The sequence below is a fragment of the Micromonospora sp. NPDC048830 genome (assembly GCF_043198215.1).
GTDB lineage: Bacteria > Actinomycetota > Actinomycetes > Mycobacteriales > Micromonosporaceae > Micromonospora.
On record NZ_JBICUP010000002.1, the window covers coordinates 117,820 to 133,302 of the forward strand.

Genomic DNA, 15,483 nt, shown 5'->3' on the forward strand with positions numbered 1-15,483 from the left:
GTGAGGCGGTGGTCGTCGCTGTCGGCACCGACGTCGTCCCGGCCGGGCGGTTCGCCCGGGCGACGGCGCGGACGCCGCTGCGCGCGTACCGGCCGGGGCGCGGCCGGCACGGGTACGGACGGGACGTGGTGGCATGAAGCCGGTGTGGCGGGTCGGGGACGTACGGGCGGCGGAGGCCGCGCTCATGGCCGGCCTGCCCGCCGGGACGCTGATGAAGCGGGCCGCCGCCGGGCTGGCCCGCCGCTGCGCGCTGCTGCTCGCCGACCGGGGCGGGGTGTACGGGGCCCGGGTCCTGCTGCTGGTGGGGACGGGCGACAACGGCGGCGACGCCCTGTACGCCGGCGCCCAACTGGCCCGCCGGGGCGCCGCCGTCTCCGCCCTGCTGCTCAGCCCCGGGCGGGCGCACGGCGACGGGCTGGCCGCGCTGCGCGCCGCCGGTGGCCGGCTGGTCGACGGCCCGCCCGCCGTGGTCGACGTGGTGCTCGACGGGATCGTCGGGATCGGTGGCACGGGCGGGCTGCGCGAGGCGGCCGAGCGGCTCGCCGCCGAGCTGCCCGGGCTGCGCGGCCGGGACGGCGCCCGGGCCGCCGTGGTCGCCGTGGACGTGCCGAGCGGGGTTGCCGTCGACACCGGTCACGTCCCGCCGGCCGCGTCCGGGCGGCCCACGGCGATCCGGGCCGACGTGACGGTCGCGTTCGGCGCGCTGAAGCCGGCGCTGGTGGTCGGCCCGGCCGCCGCCCTCGCCGGGGAGGTCGAGCTGGTCGACATCGGGCTGGGGCCGTCGCTGCGCGGCAGCCCCGCGCTGCGGGTCACCGAGTGGTCGGACGTGGTCGGCTGGTGGCCGGAGCTCGGGCCGGCGGCGGAGAAGTACAGCCGGGGCGTGGTCGGGGTGGCGACGGGCTCGGCGACGTACCCGGGGGCGGCCGTGCTCTCCGTCGGCGGCGCGCTCGCCGGGCCGACCGGGATGGTCCGGTACGCCGGCAGCGCCCGGGACGAGGTGCTGCACCACCACCCGTCGGTGATCGCCACGGGCCGGGTCGCCGACGCCGGGCGGGTCCAGGCGTGGGTCTGCGGCTCGGGCCTGGGCACCGGCGAGGATGCGGCGGCCGAGTTGCGCGCCGTGCTCGCCGCGCCGGTCCCGGTGGTGCTCGACGCCGACGCGCTGACCCTGCTGGTCGACGGGTCGATGGCGGACCGGCTGCGCCGGCGGGACGCCCCGATCGTGGTCACCCCGCACGACCGGGAGTTCGCCCGGCTCTGCGGCGAGCTGCCCGGCGCCGACCGGCCGGCCGCCGCGCTGCGCCTGGCCGCCTGGATGAACGCGGTCGTGCTGCTCAAGGGGGACCGGACGATCATCGCCACCCCCGACGGCCGGGCGTACGTCAACCCGACCGGCACCGCCGCGCTGGCCACCGGCGGCACCGGCGACGTGCTCGCCGGGCTGCTCGGCTCGCTGCTCGCCGCGGGGCTGGCCCCGGAACGGGCGGCGGCCGCCGCCGCGTACCTGCACGGGCTGGCCGGCCGGGAGGCGGCCCGCGGCGGCCCGGTGACCGCCTCCGACGTCGCCGCCGCCCTCCGGCCGGTCCTCGCCCGGCTGTCCTGACCTCCGCCGCCGCCCAGCGGCGGGCGGCGCGGCCGGCGCGCCCCGACCAGCGGCGGGCGGCGCGGCCGGCGCGCCCCGACCAGCGGCGGGCGGCCCGGCCGGCGCGCCCGGTCCGGCGGCTCCGCCCCGGGATGATCAGCGTGGTCAGTAGGCTGGGGCCATGTGGCAGTCCGAGGTGCGCGTCGATCTCGACGCGATCCGTGACAACGTGGCCCTGCTGCGGTCGGGGACCGGCGCGGAGCTGATGGCGGTGGTGAAGGCCGACGGATACGGCCACGGGATGGTCCCCGCGGCCCGCGCGGCGCTCGACGCCGGTGCGGACTGGCTCGGCGTCTGCACCCTCGACGAGGCGCTGACCCTGCGCCGGGCCGGGGTCACTGCGCCCGTGCTTGCCTGGCTGCTCGCCCCCGGGCTGCCGCTGCACGACGGGGTCGCCGCCGGGGTAGACCTGGCCGCCGCGAGCCTGCCGCAGCTCGACGAGATGATCGAGGCGAGCCGGCGGGTTGACCGGCCGACCCGGCTGCACCTGAAGATCGACACCGGGCTGTCCCGGGGCGGGGCCACCGTCGCCGACTGGCCGGCGCTGCTGGAGGCCGCCGCGAAGGCCCAGGCCGACGGCCTGGTCGAGGTGGTCGGGGTGTGGAGCCACTTCGTGTACGCGGACCTGCCCGGCCATCCCACCACCGACCGCCAGCTCGCGGTCTTCCACGAGGGGCTGGACATGGTCGAGCGGGCCGGGCTGCGCCCGCGCTACCGGCACCTGGCCAACTCCGCCGCCACGCTGACCCGCCCGGACACCCACTTCGACCTGGTCCGGCCCGGGCTGGCCACCTACGGCCTGTCGCCGGTGTCGGGCGAGCGGTTCGGGCTGCGTCCGGCGATGACCGCGCGGGCCCGGGTGATGCTCACCAAGCGGGTGCCCGCCGGCACCGGCGTCTCGTACGGTCACACGTACGTCACGGAGCGGGAGGCGAACCTGGCCGTGGTGCCGCTCGGCTACGCCGACGGGGTGCCCCGGCACGCCTCGAACGTCGGGCCGGTGCAGCTCGCCGGCCGGCGGCGGACCATCGCGGGGCGGGTCTGCATGGACCAGATCATGGTCGACTGCGGCGACGACCCGGTGGCGGCCGGCGACGTGGCGACCCTGTTCGGGCCCGGCACCGACGGCGAGCCCACCGCCGACGACTGGGCCGACGCGGTCGGCACGATCAACTACGAGATCGTCACCCGGTTCGGCGGGGTCCGGGTGCCCCGGGTCTACGACGGCGAGCGCCCGTGACGGGGGCCCTGTGATGCGCGAGGAGCGCTGCGGAGCGAGCCCCGCAGTCGCGAACGGAAGGCGGGTCCGGTGAGCCGGCGCAGGTTCCGCGTCCCCCGGCCGCGTACCGCCGCCGGCCGGGTGGCGGGAGTGGTCGGGGCGGCCGTCGGCGTCGCCGCCGCCGGGCTCGCGGCCGGCGTCGTCAGCGAGCGCGTCCTCGTCCGCCGGCTCAAGGCCGACCCGGCCGACCCGTACGCCGACGAGGTCTTCGGCGAGCAGCGGTGCGACGAGGCGTTCCGGCTGGAGCTGCCGGACGGCACCGACATCCACGTCGAGGTGGTGGAGCCGACCCGCCCCGTCGCCGGCAACCCGACCGTGGTCCTGGTGCACGGCTTCTGCCTCGACATGGGGACGTTCCACTTCCAGCGCAAGCTGCTCGCCGAGCGGGGCGAGCACCGGATCGTCGCGTACGACCAGCCGGGGCACGGCCGGTCGGGGCGGCTGGAGACCGGCGAGTACGACCTCGGCGCGCTCGGCCGTACCCTGCGCCGGGTGATCGACCGGACCGCCCCCGAAGGGCCGCTGGTGCTGGTCGGCCACTCGATGGGCGGGATGACCATCATGGCGTTCGCCGAGCTGTACCCGGAGCTGTTCGGCGACCGGGTGGTCGGCACCGTGCTGGTCGCCACCTCGGGCGGCCTGCTCGCCGAGAGCAGGCTGGTCGCGCCCGCCCTGCTGGCCCGGATGGGCGGCCCGGTGCTGTTCATGATGAGCAACGCCACCCGGTACGGCGGCACGGTGATCGACGCGGCCCGCCGGTCCAGGTCCGACCTCGCCTGGCTGCTCACCCGCAGGTACGGCTTCGGCTCCCGGCGGCCCAGCCCGGCCCTGGTGTCGTACGTCGAGCAGATGAACTCCCGGACCTCGGCCGACACGGTCACCCGCTACCTGCGGACGATCGCCACCCACTCGCGGCACCCGGCGCTGGCCGCGCTGGCCGGCACCCCCGTGCTGGTGGTGGTCGGCGACCGGGACATGATCACCCCTGTGGCCCACTCGGAGGAGATCGTGCGGCGGCTGCCGCACGCCGAGTTCCTCAAGATCCCGGACAGCGGTCATGTGGTGATGCTGGAACACGCCGACGAGGTCAACGCCGCCCTGATCCGCTTCCTGGAGGCCCTGTGAGCGTCGTTTCCGCGGAGGTGCCGTGAGCATCGTCGTCACGCTCCCGACCGTCGAGGACACGCACGCCTTCGGCCGCCGGCTGGCCCGGGTGCTGCGCGCCGGGGACCTGCTGCTGCTCACCGGCCCGCTCGGCGCCGGCAAGACCGCGCTGACCCGGGGCATCGGCGCCGGGCTCGGGGTGCACGGCGACGTCACCTCGCCGACCTTCGTGATCGCCCGGGTGCACCGGCCCGACCCCGCGCGCGGCGGCACCGTGGCGCTGGTGCACGCCGACGCGTACCGGCTCGGGGACGCGAGCGACCCGCGCGCCGAGATCGACGACCTCGACCTGGACACCTCGGTGGACGACTCGGTCACCGTCGTCGAGTGGGGCGAGGGGCTGGTGGAGCAGCTGGTGGACGCCCACCTGCGGGTTCGCGTCGACCGCCGGGACGACGACACCCGCGTGGTCGAGCTGGAACCGGCCGGCGGGGACTGGGCGGACCGGATCACCGCGCTCGCCTGACGGGTCGTACCGGTTGTCGTAGGACGGTCGGTTCCGGTAGCCGCCGGTACCGCTCGACCGGCGGCCGGCGGCCGGACGTTGACGCACGAGCAACTCGACACGCCGGGCAGGAAGTGGCTGAGCTGCCAACATCGAGACGGCCATGGCGTTGCCGACCTGGAATGTCGGCCGGGGCCTCGTCCGGCGTCTCGCCCAGACTGGCGACGTCCAGCTCCAGGCGGCGCGCAACGTACCAGTCGTCTTCCGAGGCACCGCTGTGATCGGGGTGCGAACCGTGCCGCCGCCAGGAGAATCACCCTCCGACTCCGCCGTCCTGCGGAATCCGTCCTCGACTGTCGGTCCTTGCGATGGGGGTGTCGGTGGGGGCTGGTAGGAAGAGGGTCGACCGACTGCGAAAGGTTGCCGATGCCCGACGACGCCCCCGCCCTCGACCTGCTCGGCCTGCTGCCCGACGAGTGGCGTGCCGTGCTCACCCCGCACCTCGACCCGGCCCGCACCGCCACCCTGGCCGAGTTCGTCGCCGGGGAGTACGCCACCCAGACCGTCTTCCCGCCGGTCGAGGACCTGTTCTCGGCGTACCGGCTGTGCGCGCCGCGGGACTGCCGGGTGCTGATCCTCGGGCAGGACCCGTACCACAAGGCCGGGCAGGCGCACGGGCTGAGCTTCAGCGTCCGCCCCGGGGTGCCCGTCCCACCGTCGCTGCGCAACGTCTTCAAGGAGCTGAGTGAGGACCTGGGCGTCGCCAAGCCGCGCGGCGGCAACCTCGACGGCTGGGCCGCGCAGGGCGTGCTGCTGCTCAACTCGGTGCTGACGGTCCGGCAGGCCACCCCCGGCTCGCATGCGAACAAGGGGTGGGAGGAGTTCACCGACGCCACCATCCGCGCCCTGGACGCCCTCGACCAGCGGGTCGTCTTCCTGCTCTGGGGCGGGTACGCCCGCAAGAAGGCGGCCCTGGTGACCAACCCGCAGCATGTCGTGCTGGAGGCGGGCCACCCGAGCCCGATGAACCCGCGCGGCTTCCTCGGCAGCCGCCCGTTCAGCGCGACGAACAAGGCCCTCGCCGACGCCGGCCTGCCGACGATCGACTGGGAGCGGTCGGCGGGCTGACCGGGCCACACCGCCCCGTCACGACATGACGGGGCGTTGACCGTCCGATGTGGGTGTCGGCCCGGGTGGTGCCGTCCGCCCTGGCGGCGGCGGGTGTCGCGCGTCGAGCACGCCGGGTGGTGCCGTCCGCGCCGGGGGCGGCGGGTGTCGGGCGTCGAGCACCCCGGGGTGGTGCCGTCCGCGCCGAGCGGGGGAGGTGTCGTGCGCCGGGCCGGGGGGTCACGCGGGGTGACCGGCGGGCCGGTTAGGGTGGCATCCGTGCTCGTACTGGTGGTGGACTCCTCGACGCCCGCGGTGACCGCGGCGCTGGTCGAGGTCACGGCGGATGGCGTCGTGTCGCGCGCGCAGCGGTGCACCGTCGACGCCCGCGCGCACGGCGAGCTGCTCGCGCCCCAGGTCGACGCGGTCCTCGCGGACGTCGACGCCCGCCCCGCCGACCTGGCCGCGATCGTCGCCGGGCTCGGTCCCGGCCCGTTCACCGGGCTGCGGGTGGGGCTGGTCACCGCCGCCACGATGGGCCAGGTGCTGGGCGTTCCGACGTACGGCGTCTGCTCGCTGGACGCGATCGGCCACCCGGCGGCGGCCGGCGAGCCGGTCCTCGCGGCCAGCGACGCCCGCCGCCGGGAGATCTACTGGGCAATCTACGACGGCGCGGGCCAGCGGATCACGGGCCCGGACGTGTCCGCGCCCGCCGTCGCCGCCCAGCGCGCCCGCGACCTGGCCGTCACCGTCGCGGTCGGCGACGGCGCGCACCGGTACGCCGACGTCCTCGGCCTGCCGCTGCGCGCGGAGCCCCGCTACCCCGACCCGACCGCGCTCGCCGCGCTGGCCGCCGAGCGGATCCGGGCCGGCGCGCCCGGCGACCCGCTCACCCCGCTCTACCTGCGCCGCCCGGACGCCGTGGCGGCCACCGCCCGCAAGCCGGTCCTGCCTTGAGTGACCTCGGGGTGCGGCTGGAGCGGTTCCGCTGGTGGCACGTGGAGCAGGTGCTGCCGATCGAGGCGGACCTGTTCGGCGCGGAGCGCTGGTCGGCCGCGATGTTCTGGAACGAGCTGGCCAACGGCCACTTCTACCTGGTCGCCCTCGACGCCAATGCCACCGACGGCAGCGGCGGCGTGCTCGGCTACGCCGGGCTGATGGTGGCGCCGCCGGACGAGGCGTGGGTGCAGAACGTCGCCGTCCGCCGGGACGCCCAGCGGCGCGGCGTCGGCCGGGTCCTGCTGGAGGCGCTGCTCGCCGAGGCGGCCCGCCGCGGCGCGCGGCACACCCTGCTGGAGGTCGCGGCGGACAATGCCCCGGCCCAGCGGCTCTACGCGACGTACGGCTTCGAGCCGATCGGGGTGCGCCGCGGCTACTACCAACCGAGCAACACCGACGCGCTGGTCATGCGACGGAGTCAGGACTGACCATGGCTGACGAACCACTGATCCTCGGCATCGAGACCTCCTGCGACGAGACGGGGGTCGGCATCGTGCGCGGGCACACCCTGCTCGCCGACGCGCTGGCCTCCAGCGTGGCCGAGCACGCCCGGTTCGGTGGGGTGGTGCCCGAGGTGGCCAGCCGGGCACACCTGGAGGCCATCGTGCCCACCATGGACCGGGCGCTGGCCGAGGCGGGGGTGACCATCGCCGACATCGACGCGATCGCGGTGACCGCCGGGCCCGGCCTGGCCGGCGCCCTGCTGGTCGGCGTCGCCGCCGCCAAGGGGTACGCGCTGGCCGCCGAGAAGCCGGTGTACGGGGTGAACCACCTGGCCGCGCACGTCGCCGTGGACACCCTCGAACACGGCCCGCTGCCCGAGCCGGCGGTGGCCCTGCTCGTCTCCGGCGGGCACTCGTCCCTGCTGCTCGTCGACGACCTGGCCCGGGGCGTGACCCCGCTCGGCGCGACGATCGACGACGCCGCCGGCGAGGCGTTCGACAAGGTGGCGCGGCTGCTCGGCCTGCCGTTCCCCGGCGGGCCGTACATCGACCGGGAGGCCCGGGCCGGCGACGCCGCCGCCATCGGCTTCCCGCGCGGGCTGACCGCCGCCCGGGACCTCGCCGCCCACCGGTACGATTTTTCCTTCTCGGGCCTGAAGACCGCGGTGGCGCGCTGGGTGGAGGCCCGGGAGCGGGCCGGTGAGCCGGTGCCGGTGGCCGACGTCGCCGCGTCGTTCCAGGAGGCGGTGTGCGACGTGCTGACCGCGAAGGCGCTGGCCGCCTGCCAGGCGCACGGCGTGGAGACGCTGGTGGTCGGTGGGGGAGTGGCGGCGAACTCCCGGCTGCGGGCGATGGCCGAGCACCGGGCCGCGAAGCTCGGCATCCGGGTCCGGGTGCCCCGGCCGGGGCTGTGCACCGACAACGGCGCGATGGTGGCGGCGCTCGGCTCACACCTGGTCGCCGCGGGCGTCGCGCCGAGCCGGCTCGACCTGCCGGCCGACTCGGCCCTGCCGCTGACCACCGTCAGCGTCTGACGCTTCGCGAGGGGAGGACGACCGTGATTGTACGGATGTGGGAGGCGCGGGCGGAGTCGTACGGCTTCGCCGACCTGATCACCTGGGTCTGCGAGACCGCGCTGCCCGAGCTCGACCACGACCCGCTGCACCTGTCCAGCGAGGTGTTCAGCTCGACTGACCACCGGGTGGTGGTGATCTCGAAGTGGCGGAGCAACCCGCGCACGCTGCCGGACCCGCCGCCCACGCTGGTCGCCCGGCCGCCGCACTCCTGGGACTTCACCCAGGTAGATCGCTGAATCCGACAGGCCGCCCGGTCCAGGGCCGCCGCCGAGCCCGGGCCGTGGATCTCCGGCCTGTGTGGACCGGGCCGGGGATCGGGTTGGCGCAGCAAGGTTCCCGCCGCCTACCGTCGACCTGTCATGCGCTTCGAACCGGCCGGTGAACCCGGCGTACCCGACGACCGGTCGCCGGCCCGCTACATGGTGTGGCTGGCCGGCCGGCACCCGGTGCTCCTGGGCACCGCCATCACGTTCGGCGTGCTCTGGATGGGCGCCCAGGCGCTGATGCCGGCCGTCGTCGGCCGGGCCGTCGATGCCGGCCTCACCCACCGCGACCAGGGCGCGCTGCTCACGTGGGGGCTCACGCTGCTGGGGCTGGGCCTGCTCCAGGCGGTGGCCGCCATCCTGCGGCACCGCTTCGCGGTGCACAACTGGCTGGCCGCCGCGTACCGGACCGTGCAGCTCTCCGTCGGCGCGGCGAACCGGCTCGGCTCCGAGTTGCCCCGCCGGGTCGCGGCGGGCGAGGTGGTCAGCATCGGTACGTCCGACATCTCCCACCTCGGCCACGCCATGAACATCCTCGCCCGGGGCACCGGCTCGCTGGTCGGGATCGTCGCCGTGGCGGTGATCCTGCTCTCCACCTCGGTGCCGCTCGGGCTGGTCGTGGTGCTCGGGGTGCCGCTGCAGATGGCCCTGGTGGCGCTGCTCATCCGGCCGCTGCACCACCGCCAGCAGGCGTACCGGGACTCGGAGGGGGCGCTGACCGCCCGCGCCGTCGACATCGTCTCGGGGCTGCGGGTGCTGCGCGGGGTCGGCGGCGAGCCGGTCCTCTCGGCCCGGTACCGGGCGCAGTCGCAGGCGCTGCGCGCCGACGGCCTCCGGGTGGCCCGGGTCGACTCGCTGCTGGAGGCCGCCCAGGTCCTGCTGCCCGGCGCGTTCCTGGTGCTGGTCGTGTGGCTGGGCGCCCGGTTCGCGCTGCGCGGCGACATCAGCGCCGGGCAGCTCGTCGCCTTCTACGGCTACACCGCGTTCCTGGTCAGCCCGCTGCGCAACCTCACCGAGGCGGTGGACTCGCTGACCCTGGGGCACGTCGCCGCCCGGCGGGTGATCGGGCTGCTGCGGACCACGCCCGAGCTGGTCGACCCGGCCCGGCCGGCGACCCTGCCCGAGAGCCCGGGGGAGCTGGTGGACGTCGAGTCGGGGCTGGTCGTGCCGCCCGGCCGGTTCACCGCGCTGGCCGCCACCGCGCCCGAGGACGCCGCCGCGATCGCCGACCGGCTCGGCCGGTACGTCGACGGGGACGCGACGCTGCACGGCGTACCGCTGCGGGACCTGGCGCTGGCGACGGTGCGGGAGCGGATCCTGGTGGCCGACAACGACGCGCACCTGTTCACCGGGCCGCTGCGCGCGGAGCTGGACCCGCACGACACGGCCGACGCGGCGTCCATCCTCGCGGCCCTCGACGCGGCGGGCGCCACGGACATCGTCGACGCGCTGCCCGACGGGCTGGACAGCGCGGTCGCCGAGCGCGGCCGGGAGTTCTCCGGCGGCCAGCGGCAGCGGCTGCGGCTGGCCCGGGCGCTGGTCGCGGACCCGGAGACGCTGGTGCTGGTCGAGCCGACCAGCGCGGTGGACGCGCACACCGAGGCGTGGATCGCCGGGCGGCTCGGGCCGGCCCGGCGCGGCCGCACGACCCTGGTCTGCACCACCAGCCCGCTGGTGCTGGGCCGTGCCGAGCGCGTCGTCTTCGTGGAGGACGGCAAGGTGGTGGCCGAGGGGACGCACGAGGAACTGCTGGCCGCCGAGCCGCGCTACGCGGCCGCGGTCCGCCGGGGGGAGGACTGATGGCCACGGCCCTGCCCGTCGCCGACACCGACCAGGTCCGCCGGTACGCCCGCGCCCTGGTCCGCCGCCACCCGCGCGCCCTGGCCGCCGCGCTCGGCCTGCACGCGCTGGCCGCGGCGACCGGGCTGGTCGCGCCGCGCCTGCTCGGCGACCTCGTGGAGGGCATCTCCCGGGGCGTGTCGACCGTCACCGTGGACCGGATCGCGCTGGTCATCGGCGGGTTCGTGCTGGTCCAGTCGGTGCTGGTCCGGTACGCCTACCTGGCCTCCGCCCGGCTCGGCGAGGGGGTGCTGGCCGAGCTGCGCGAGGAGTTCGTCGACCGGGTGCTCGCCCTGCCGCTGTCCACCGTGGAGCGCGCGGGCACCGGCGACCTGCTCACCCGGACGTCCCGGGACGTCTCGGCGCTGTCCCAGACGGTCCGGTTCGCGGGGCCGGAGACGCTGATCGCGCTCGTCACCGTCGTGTTCATCCTCGGCGCGCTGCTGCTCACCGGTCCGCTGCTCGTCCTGCCCGGCCTGCTCGCGGTGCCGATGCTGTGGGCGGGCACCCGGTGGTACCTGCGCCGGGCGCCGGCGGGCTACCTGCGGCAGAACGCCGCCTACTCGGACATCACCGACGGGATCAGCGAGACCGTCGAGGGGGCGCGGACGACGGACGCGCTGCGGCAGCCGGGCCGCCGCCGGGTCCGCACCGACGCCGACATCCGCCGGTCGTACGCGGCCGAGCGGTACACCCTCAACCTGCGCACCGTCTTCTACCCGGTCGCCGACTTCGGGTACGTGGTGCCGGTGGTCGCCACCCTGGTCATCGGCGGCTGGTTCCATCTGAAGGGCTGGGTCAGCCTCGGCCAGGTCACCGCGGCCACCCTCTACGCGCAACAGCTCGTGGACCCGGTCGACCGGCTGCTGGTCTGGCTGGACGAGCTCCAGGTGGGCGGCGCGTCGATGGCCCGCCTGCTCGGCGTGGCCGCCCCCGCCGACGAGGACCGGCCCTCGGCCGACGGCAGGTCCCCGGCCGACGGCAGGTCCCCGGCCGACGACAGCTTCCCGGTCGACGGCGACGAGTCGCCGCAGCGCCGCGAGCAGGGCCAGGACCGGGGTGGCGGGGCCGGCGGGCGCGCCCACGGCCCCCGGCTCGCCGTCCGGGACGTCCGGTACGCCTACCGCGAGGGCCGGGACGTCCTGCACGGGGTGACCCTGGTGCTGGAGCCGGGGGAGCGGCTGGCGATGGTCGGCCCGTCCGGGGCGGGCAAGTCCACCCTGGGTCGGCTGCTGGCCGGGGTGCACGCCCCGCGTGCCGGGTCGGTGACGGTGGACGGCCGGCCGCTGGGCGACCTGCCCCTGGCCGAGCTGCGCCGGCACGTCGCGCTGGTCAGCCAGGAGCACCACGTCTTCATCGGCACGCTCGCCGACAACGTGGCCATGGTCCGGCCGGACGCCGAGCCGGCCCGGGTCCGGGCCGCGCTGGCCGCCGTCGACGCGCTGGACTGGGCGGACGCGCTGCCGCGGGGGCTGGACACGGTCGTCGGCGCGGGCGGGCACCCGCTCTCACCGGCCCAGGCGCAGCAGCTCGCACTGGCCCGGTTGGTGCTGGCCGACCCGCACACCCTGGTCCTGGACGAGGCCACCTCGCTGATCGACCCGCGGGCCGCCCGGCACCTGGAGCGGTCGCTGGCCGCCGTACTGGAGGGCCGGACGGTCGTCGCCATCGCGCACCGGCTCTTCTCCGCCCACGACGCCGACCGGGTGGCGGTGGTGGAGGGCGGCCGGATCACCGAGCTGGGCTCGCACGACGAGCTGGTGGCCGCCGGTGGCTCGTACGCGGCCCTCTGGCGCTCCTGGCACGGCTGAGCCTGCGGTCCACAGGGAGGCCGGGCACGAGGGGCGTCGCTCCACAACGCGGCCGGGCACGAGAGGCGTCGCTCCACACCGAGGCCGGGCACGGGGGCGGCGGGGAGCCGTCAGGCGGCGTCCAGCGGGTCGGCGAGCAGCCGCTCGAAGGCCAGCTCGGCCGCGCCGATCAGGACCGCGTCGTCCCCCAGCCCGGGGGTGCGCAGCCGGACGTGCTCCAGGCAGGCCGGCAGCGCCACCGAGTTGAGCCGGCTGCGCACCTGGGCCGCCGCCGTGAGGTAGAGGTCCCGCAGCGTCCCCCCGAAGACCACCATCTCCGGGTTGAAGATGTTGACCAGGTTCCCGACGCCGAAGCCGAGCCAGTCGCCGGCCTGGCGTACCGCCGCCTGGGCCCGCGCGTCACCCCGGGAGGCGGCGTCGAAGACCGCGAGCACCGCCTCCCGGCCGTGGGCCTCCGCCCGGCCCGAGCCGCGCAGCAGGGCGTACTCGCCGATCTCGGTCTCCCAGCAGCCCCGCGAGCCGCACTCGCAGGGCTTCCCGTCCCGGTCGACGACCATGTGGCCGACCTCGCCGCCGTACCCGCCGTGCCCGGTCAGCCGCCGGCCGCCCGCGATGATGCCGGCGCCGACGCCCACGTCCCCGTGCAGGTAGAGGACGTTGTCGCAGCCCGCCGCCACGCCGCGGGCGTGCTCGGCGAAGGCGCACACGTCGGCGACGTTGCCCACCGCCAGCGTCGCCCCGGCGCCCAGCTCGGCGGCCAGGGCCGCCCCGATCGGCTCGTCCACCCAGCCGGTGTGCGGGCTCAGGCGGACCATGCCGTCGTCGCGGCGGACCATCCCGCAGACCGCGATTCCGGCGCCGACGCAGATCGTGCCGGCCGGTACCGCCCGCCGCATCTCCCTCAGGGCGCCGGTCAGCAGCGGGACGGTCTCCGTGGCCACCAGCCCGCGGGGCCGGGCCAGCTCGCGGCGGTCGAGTACGGCGCCGCCGAGGCCGATCCGGGCGATCCGTAGGCGGTCCACCTCGATGCTGAACGCGAACGCGTGCACGCGGTCCCACTCGGGCTGGACGACCAGCGAGGGGCGGCCGGCCCGCCCGGTCTCCTTCGGCGCGCCCTCGCTGACCAACCCGGCGTTGGTCAGGTCGGCGGTCAGCGCACCGATGGTGCTGCGGTTGAGGCCGAGGGCGGAGGTGAGCTCGGCCCGCGAGGTCGCGCCGTGGATGTGGACGTAACGGAGCAACGCCCCCAGGTTCTGGCGGCGGATCTCCTCCTGGCTCGGCCCGACTCGCATGGCGTGCTCAGCGGTTCCCGGTGGCGGCGGCCCGGCGTCGGGTGAGCGCGTCGACCCCGGCGGCCAGCAGCAGCACCAGCCCGGTGAAGACGTACTTCACGCCGGAGCTGGCGTCCAGCAGGCCCATGCCGTTGTCGATCACCGCCACCACCGCCCCGCCGAGCACCGCGTCCATCACCCGGCCCTTGCCGCCGAAGAGGCTGGTGCCGCCGATGACGGCCGCGCCGACCGCGTACAGCAGCACGTCGCTGCCGCCGGTGTTGGCGTCGACCGAGCTGAACCGGCTGGCCGCCACGATGCCGCCGACCGCCGCCATGGACGAGCAGACCACGAAGACCGAGATGCGGATCCGGTCCACGTCGATGCCCGCCCGGCGGGCGGCCTCCCGGTTGCCGCCGACCGCGTACACGTGCCGCCCGTACGCGGTGCGGCTCAGCAGGAACGTCAGCCCGACGAGCAGCGAGCCGAGCAACGGTACGACCACCGGCATGCCGCGGTTCGAGCTGATCAGGGCGTTGAGGCTGCGCTCCAGGTTGAGCACGTGGACGCCGGCGCCCAGGAGCGCGGCGAGCCCGCCGATCCGGAGCAGCACCACCGACAGCGGGTCGGTCACCAGCCCCCGGGCGGAGCGGTCGCGGTGGCGCAGCAGCTGCGCGGCGGCGTAGCCGCCCACGGCCACGGCGGCGACCAGCCAGCCGACCAGCGGCGGCAGGTACCTGTTCTCGATGGCGACGATGGGGGCCGCCTGGACCGGCACGTTGGTGCCGCCCTTGATCAGCAGCAGCATCACCCCCTGGAAGGCGAGGAAGGCCGCGAGGGTGACCACGAAGGACGGTATCCCGACCTTCGTGACCAGGAAGCCCAGCACCAGGCCGATCAGCGCGCCCGTGGCGAGCGCGGCGAGGGTGGCCACGTACCACGGCTGTCCCTGCAGGGTCAGCAGGTTGGCCAGCACCGCCGCGCAGACCCCGCTGGCGAAGCCGGCGGACAGGTCGATCTCGCCCACCAGCAGGACGAACACCAGACCCATCGCGATCAGTACGACCGTCGCCCCCTGGGTGAACAGGTTGGCGAAGTTGCCGGCGGTGAGGAAGTTGGGCCGGATGACCGAGAAGAACGTGCAGAGCACGAGCAGGCCGAGCAGGGCCGGCAGGGCGCCCATGTCCCCGCCCCGCAGGCGGGCGAGGTAGCCCCGGAAGTGGCTGCCGATGGAGGGCGGCGGGGTGACGGCTGCCGGCTCGCGGGGGACCGTCTTCGGCTGGGTCGTCATTCCCCGGCCCCCGCCGTCCCGGCGCCGCCGTACCCGTTGGTGTTCTCGGCGGCCCGGCCGAGCCTGCCGCTGCGCCCCGACGTGATCAGCTCGACCACCTGGGCGTGCGTGACGTCCGTGGTCCTGACCTGGGCGACCATCTGCCCGAGGTAGAGGGTCGCGATCCGGTCGGAGACGGCGAAGACGTCGTTCATGTTGTGCGAGATGAGCACGACGGCCAGCCCGTTGTCGGCCAGCCGCCGGACCAGTTCGAGCACCTGGGCGGTCTGGGCCAGGCCGAGCGCCGCGGTGGGCTCGTCGAGGACGACCAGCTTGCTGTTCCACAGCACGGCCTTGGCGATCGCCACGGTCTGACGCTGCCCGCCGGAGAGGGCGGAGACGTGCTGCCGCAGCGAGCCGATGGTCTGCACCGACAGCCCGGCCAGCGTCTCGGCGGCCAGTTCCTCCATGGCCGCCTCGTCGAGCACCAGGCCCGAGCGCCGCTCCCGGCCGAGGAACATGTTCTGCACGATGTCGAGATTGTCGCAGAGGGCGAGATCCTGGTACACCACCTCGATGCCCAGGCCGGCGGCGTCCCGGGGGCCGTTCACCGTCACCGGCCGGCCCTCGAAGAAGAACTCGCCCGCGTCGGTGTCGTAGATGCCGCTGATGCACTTGACCAGCGTCGACTTCCCGGCGCCGTTGTCGCCGACCAGCGCGGTCACCTGGCCCGGATGGACGGAGAAGGCGACGTCGCGGAGCACCTGCACGGGGCCGAAGCTCTTGTCGACTCCGCGCAGTTCCAGCAGGGGTGTCTCGGGCAAGGGGTCTCCTTCGCGTGCGCGTGGCGAATCGGCGGTCCGGCGATGGCCAG

The 15,483-nt window shown here is 75.8% G+C and carries 15 protein-coding genes; 12 read left to right on the top strand and 3 right to left on the bottom strand.

Features of this window, described 5'->3' with window-relative positions; genetic code table 11:
* The first annotated feature begins 8 nt into the window (after positions 1-8).
* The 12 genes from ACGFIZ_RS02915 (at position 9) to ACGFIZ_RS02970 (ending at position 12,068) form a co-directional block, all read left to right on the top strand.
* The gene (locus ACGFIZ_RS02915; RefSeq protein ID WP_393415147.1) at positions 9-137 is read left to right on the top strand and encodes a hypothetical protein; all 129 of its coding nucleotides are present in this window, start codon (positions 9-11) and stop codon (positions 135-137) included.
* Entirely contained in the window at positions 134-1,603 is a 1,470-nt protein-coding gene (locus ACGFIZ_RS02920; protein ID WP_393415150.1) for an NAD(P)H-hydrate dehydratase, read from the top strand. Before ACGFIZ_RS02915 ends, ACGFIZ_RS02920 begins: the two co-directional genes overlap by 4 nt.
* A 160-nt stretch (positions 1,604-1,763) precedes the next feature.
* A complete protein-coding gene (alr, locus tag ACGFIZ_RS02925; protein ID WP_393415153.1) occupies positions 1,764-2,882 on the top strand; it encodes an alanine racemase in 1,119 nt (372 codons plus the stop codon).
* A gap of 69 nt (positions 2,883-2,951) precedes the next feature.
* The gene (locus ACGFIZ_RS02930; protein WP_393415155.1) at positions 2,952-4,046 is read left to right on the top strand and encodes an alpha/beta fold hydrolase; all 1,095 of its coding nucleotides are present in this window, start codon (positions 2,952-2,954) and stop codon (positions 4,044-4,046) included.
* A gap of 22 nt (positions 4,047-4,068) precedes the next feature.
* Complete coding sequence (gene tsaE, locus ACGFIZ_RS02935; RefSeq protein WP_393415158.1) at positions 4,069-4,551, top strand: tRNA (adenosine(37)-N6)-threonylcarbamoyltransferase complex ATPase subunit type 1 TsaE; 483 nt, start codon at positions 4,069-4,071, stop codon at positions 4,549-4,551.
* A gap of 405 nt (positions 4,552-4,956) precedes the next feature.
* Positions 4,957-5,658, top strand: coding sequence for a uracil-DNA glycosylase (gene ung / locus ACGFIZ_RS02940; RefSeq protein ID WP_393415161.1), 702 nt, complete (start codon positions 4,957-4,959; stop codon positions 5,656-5,658).
* 258 nt (positions 5,659-5,916) lie between these two features.
* Positions 5,917-6,594, top strand: a complete 678-nt coding sequence (gene tsaB, locus ACGFIZ_RS02945) for a tRNA (adenosine(37)-N6)-threonylcarbamoyltransferase complex dimerization subunit type 1 TsaB (protein WP_393415164.1) — start codon at positions 5,917-5,919, stop codon at positions 6,592-6,594.
* 11 nt (positions 6,595-6,605) lie between these two features.
* Entirely contained in the window at positions 6,606-7,064 is a 459-nt protein-coding gene (rimI, locus tag ACGFIZ_RS02950; protein WP_393415612.1) for a ribosomal protein S18-alanine N-acetyltransferase, read from the top strand.
* A gap of 2 nt (positions 7,065-7,066) precedes the next feature.
* On the top strand, positions 7,067-8,113 hold the full coding sequence (gene tsaD, locus ACGFIZ_RS02955) for a tRNA (adenosine(37)-N6)-threonylcarbamoyltransferase complex transferase subunit TsaD (RefSeq protein WP_393415166.1): 1,047 nt from the start codon (positions 7,067-7,069) through the stop codon (positions 8,111-8,113).
* 23 nt (positions 8,114-8,136) lie between these two features.
* Positions 8,137-8,391 (top strand): hypothetical protein, encoded by a 255-nt coding sequence (locus ACGFIZ_RS02960; protein ID WP_347666503.1) that lies wholly within the window; start codon positions 8,137-8,139, stop codon positions 8,389-8,391.
* Positions 8,392-8,514: 123 nt separating this feature from the next.
* On the top strand, positions 8,515-10,218 hold the full coding sequence (locus tag ACGFIZ_RS02965) for an ABC transporter ATP-binding protein (RefSeq protein WP_393415170.1): 1,704 nt from the start codon (positions 8,515-8,517) through the stop codon (positions 10,216-10,218).
* Positions 10,218-12,068: an ABC transporter ATP-binding protein gene (locus ACGFIZ_RS02970; protein WP_393415173.1), complete on the top strand. Its 1,851-nt coding sequence runs from the start codon at positions 10,218-10,220 to the stop codon at positions 12,066-12,068. The genes ACGFIZ_RS02965 and ACGFIZ_RS02970 overlap by 1 nt, the downstream gene beginning before the upstream one ends.
* Positions 12,069-12,178: 110 nt before the next feature.
* On the opposite strand, the gene ACGFIZ_RS02975 is transcribed toward ACGFIZ_RS02970, so the two are convergent.
* Genes ACGFIZ_RS02975 through ACGFIZ_RS02985 form a run of 3 tightly spaced genes read right to left on the bottom strand, consistent with a single transcriptional unit; the run spans position 12,179 to position 15,433 of the window.
* A complete protein-coding gene (locus ACGFIZ_RS02975) occupies positions 12,179-13,360 on the bottom strand; it encodes an ROK family protein (RefSeq protein ID WP_393415176.1) in 1,182 nt (393 codons plus the stop codon).
* A 7-nt stretch (positions 13,361-13,367) separates the two neighbouring features.
* On the bottom strand, positions 13,368-14,630 hold the full coding sequence (locus tag ACGFIZ_RS02980) for a sugar ABC transporter permease (RefSeq protein ID WP_393415178.1): 1,263 nt from the start codon (positions 14,628-14,630) through the stop codon (positions 13,368-13,370).
* A complete protein-coding gene (locus tag ACGFIZ_RS02985; protein WP_347666498.1) occupies positions 14,627-15,433 on the bottom strand; it encodes an ATP-binding cassette domain-containing protein in 807 nt (268 codons plus the stop codon). Before ACGFIZ_RS02985 ends, ACGFIZ_RS02980 begins: the two co-directional genes overlap by 4 nt.
* Positions 15,434-15,483 lie beyond the last annotated feature (50 nt).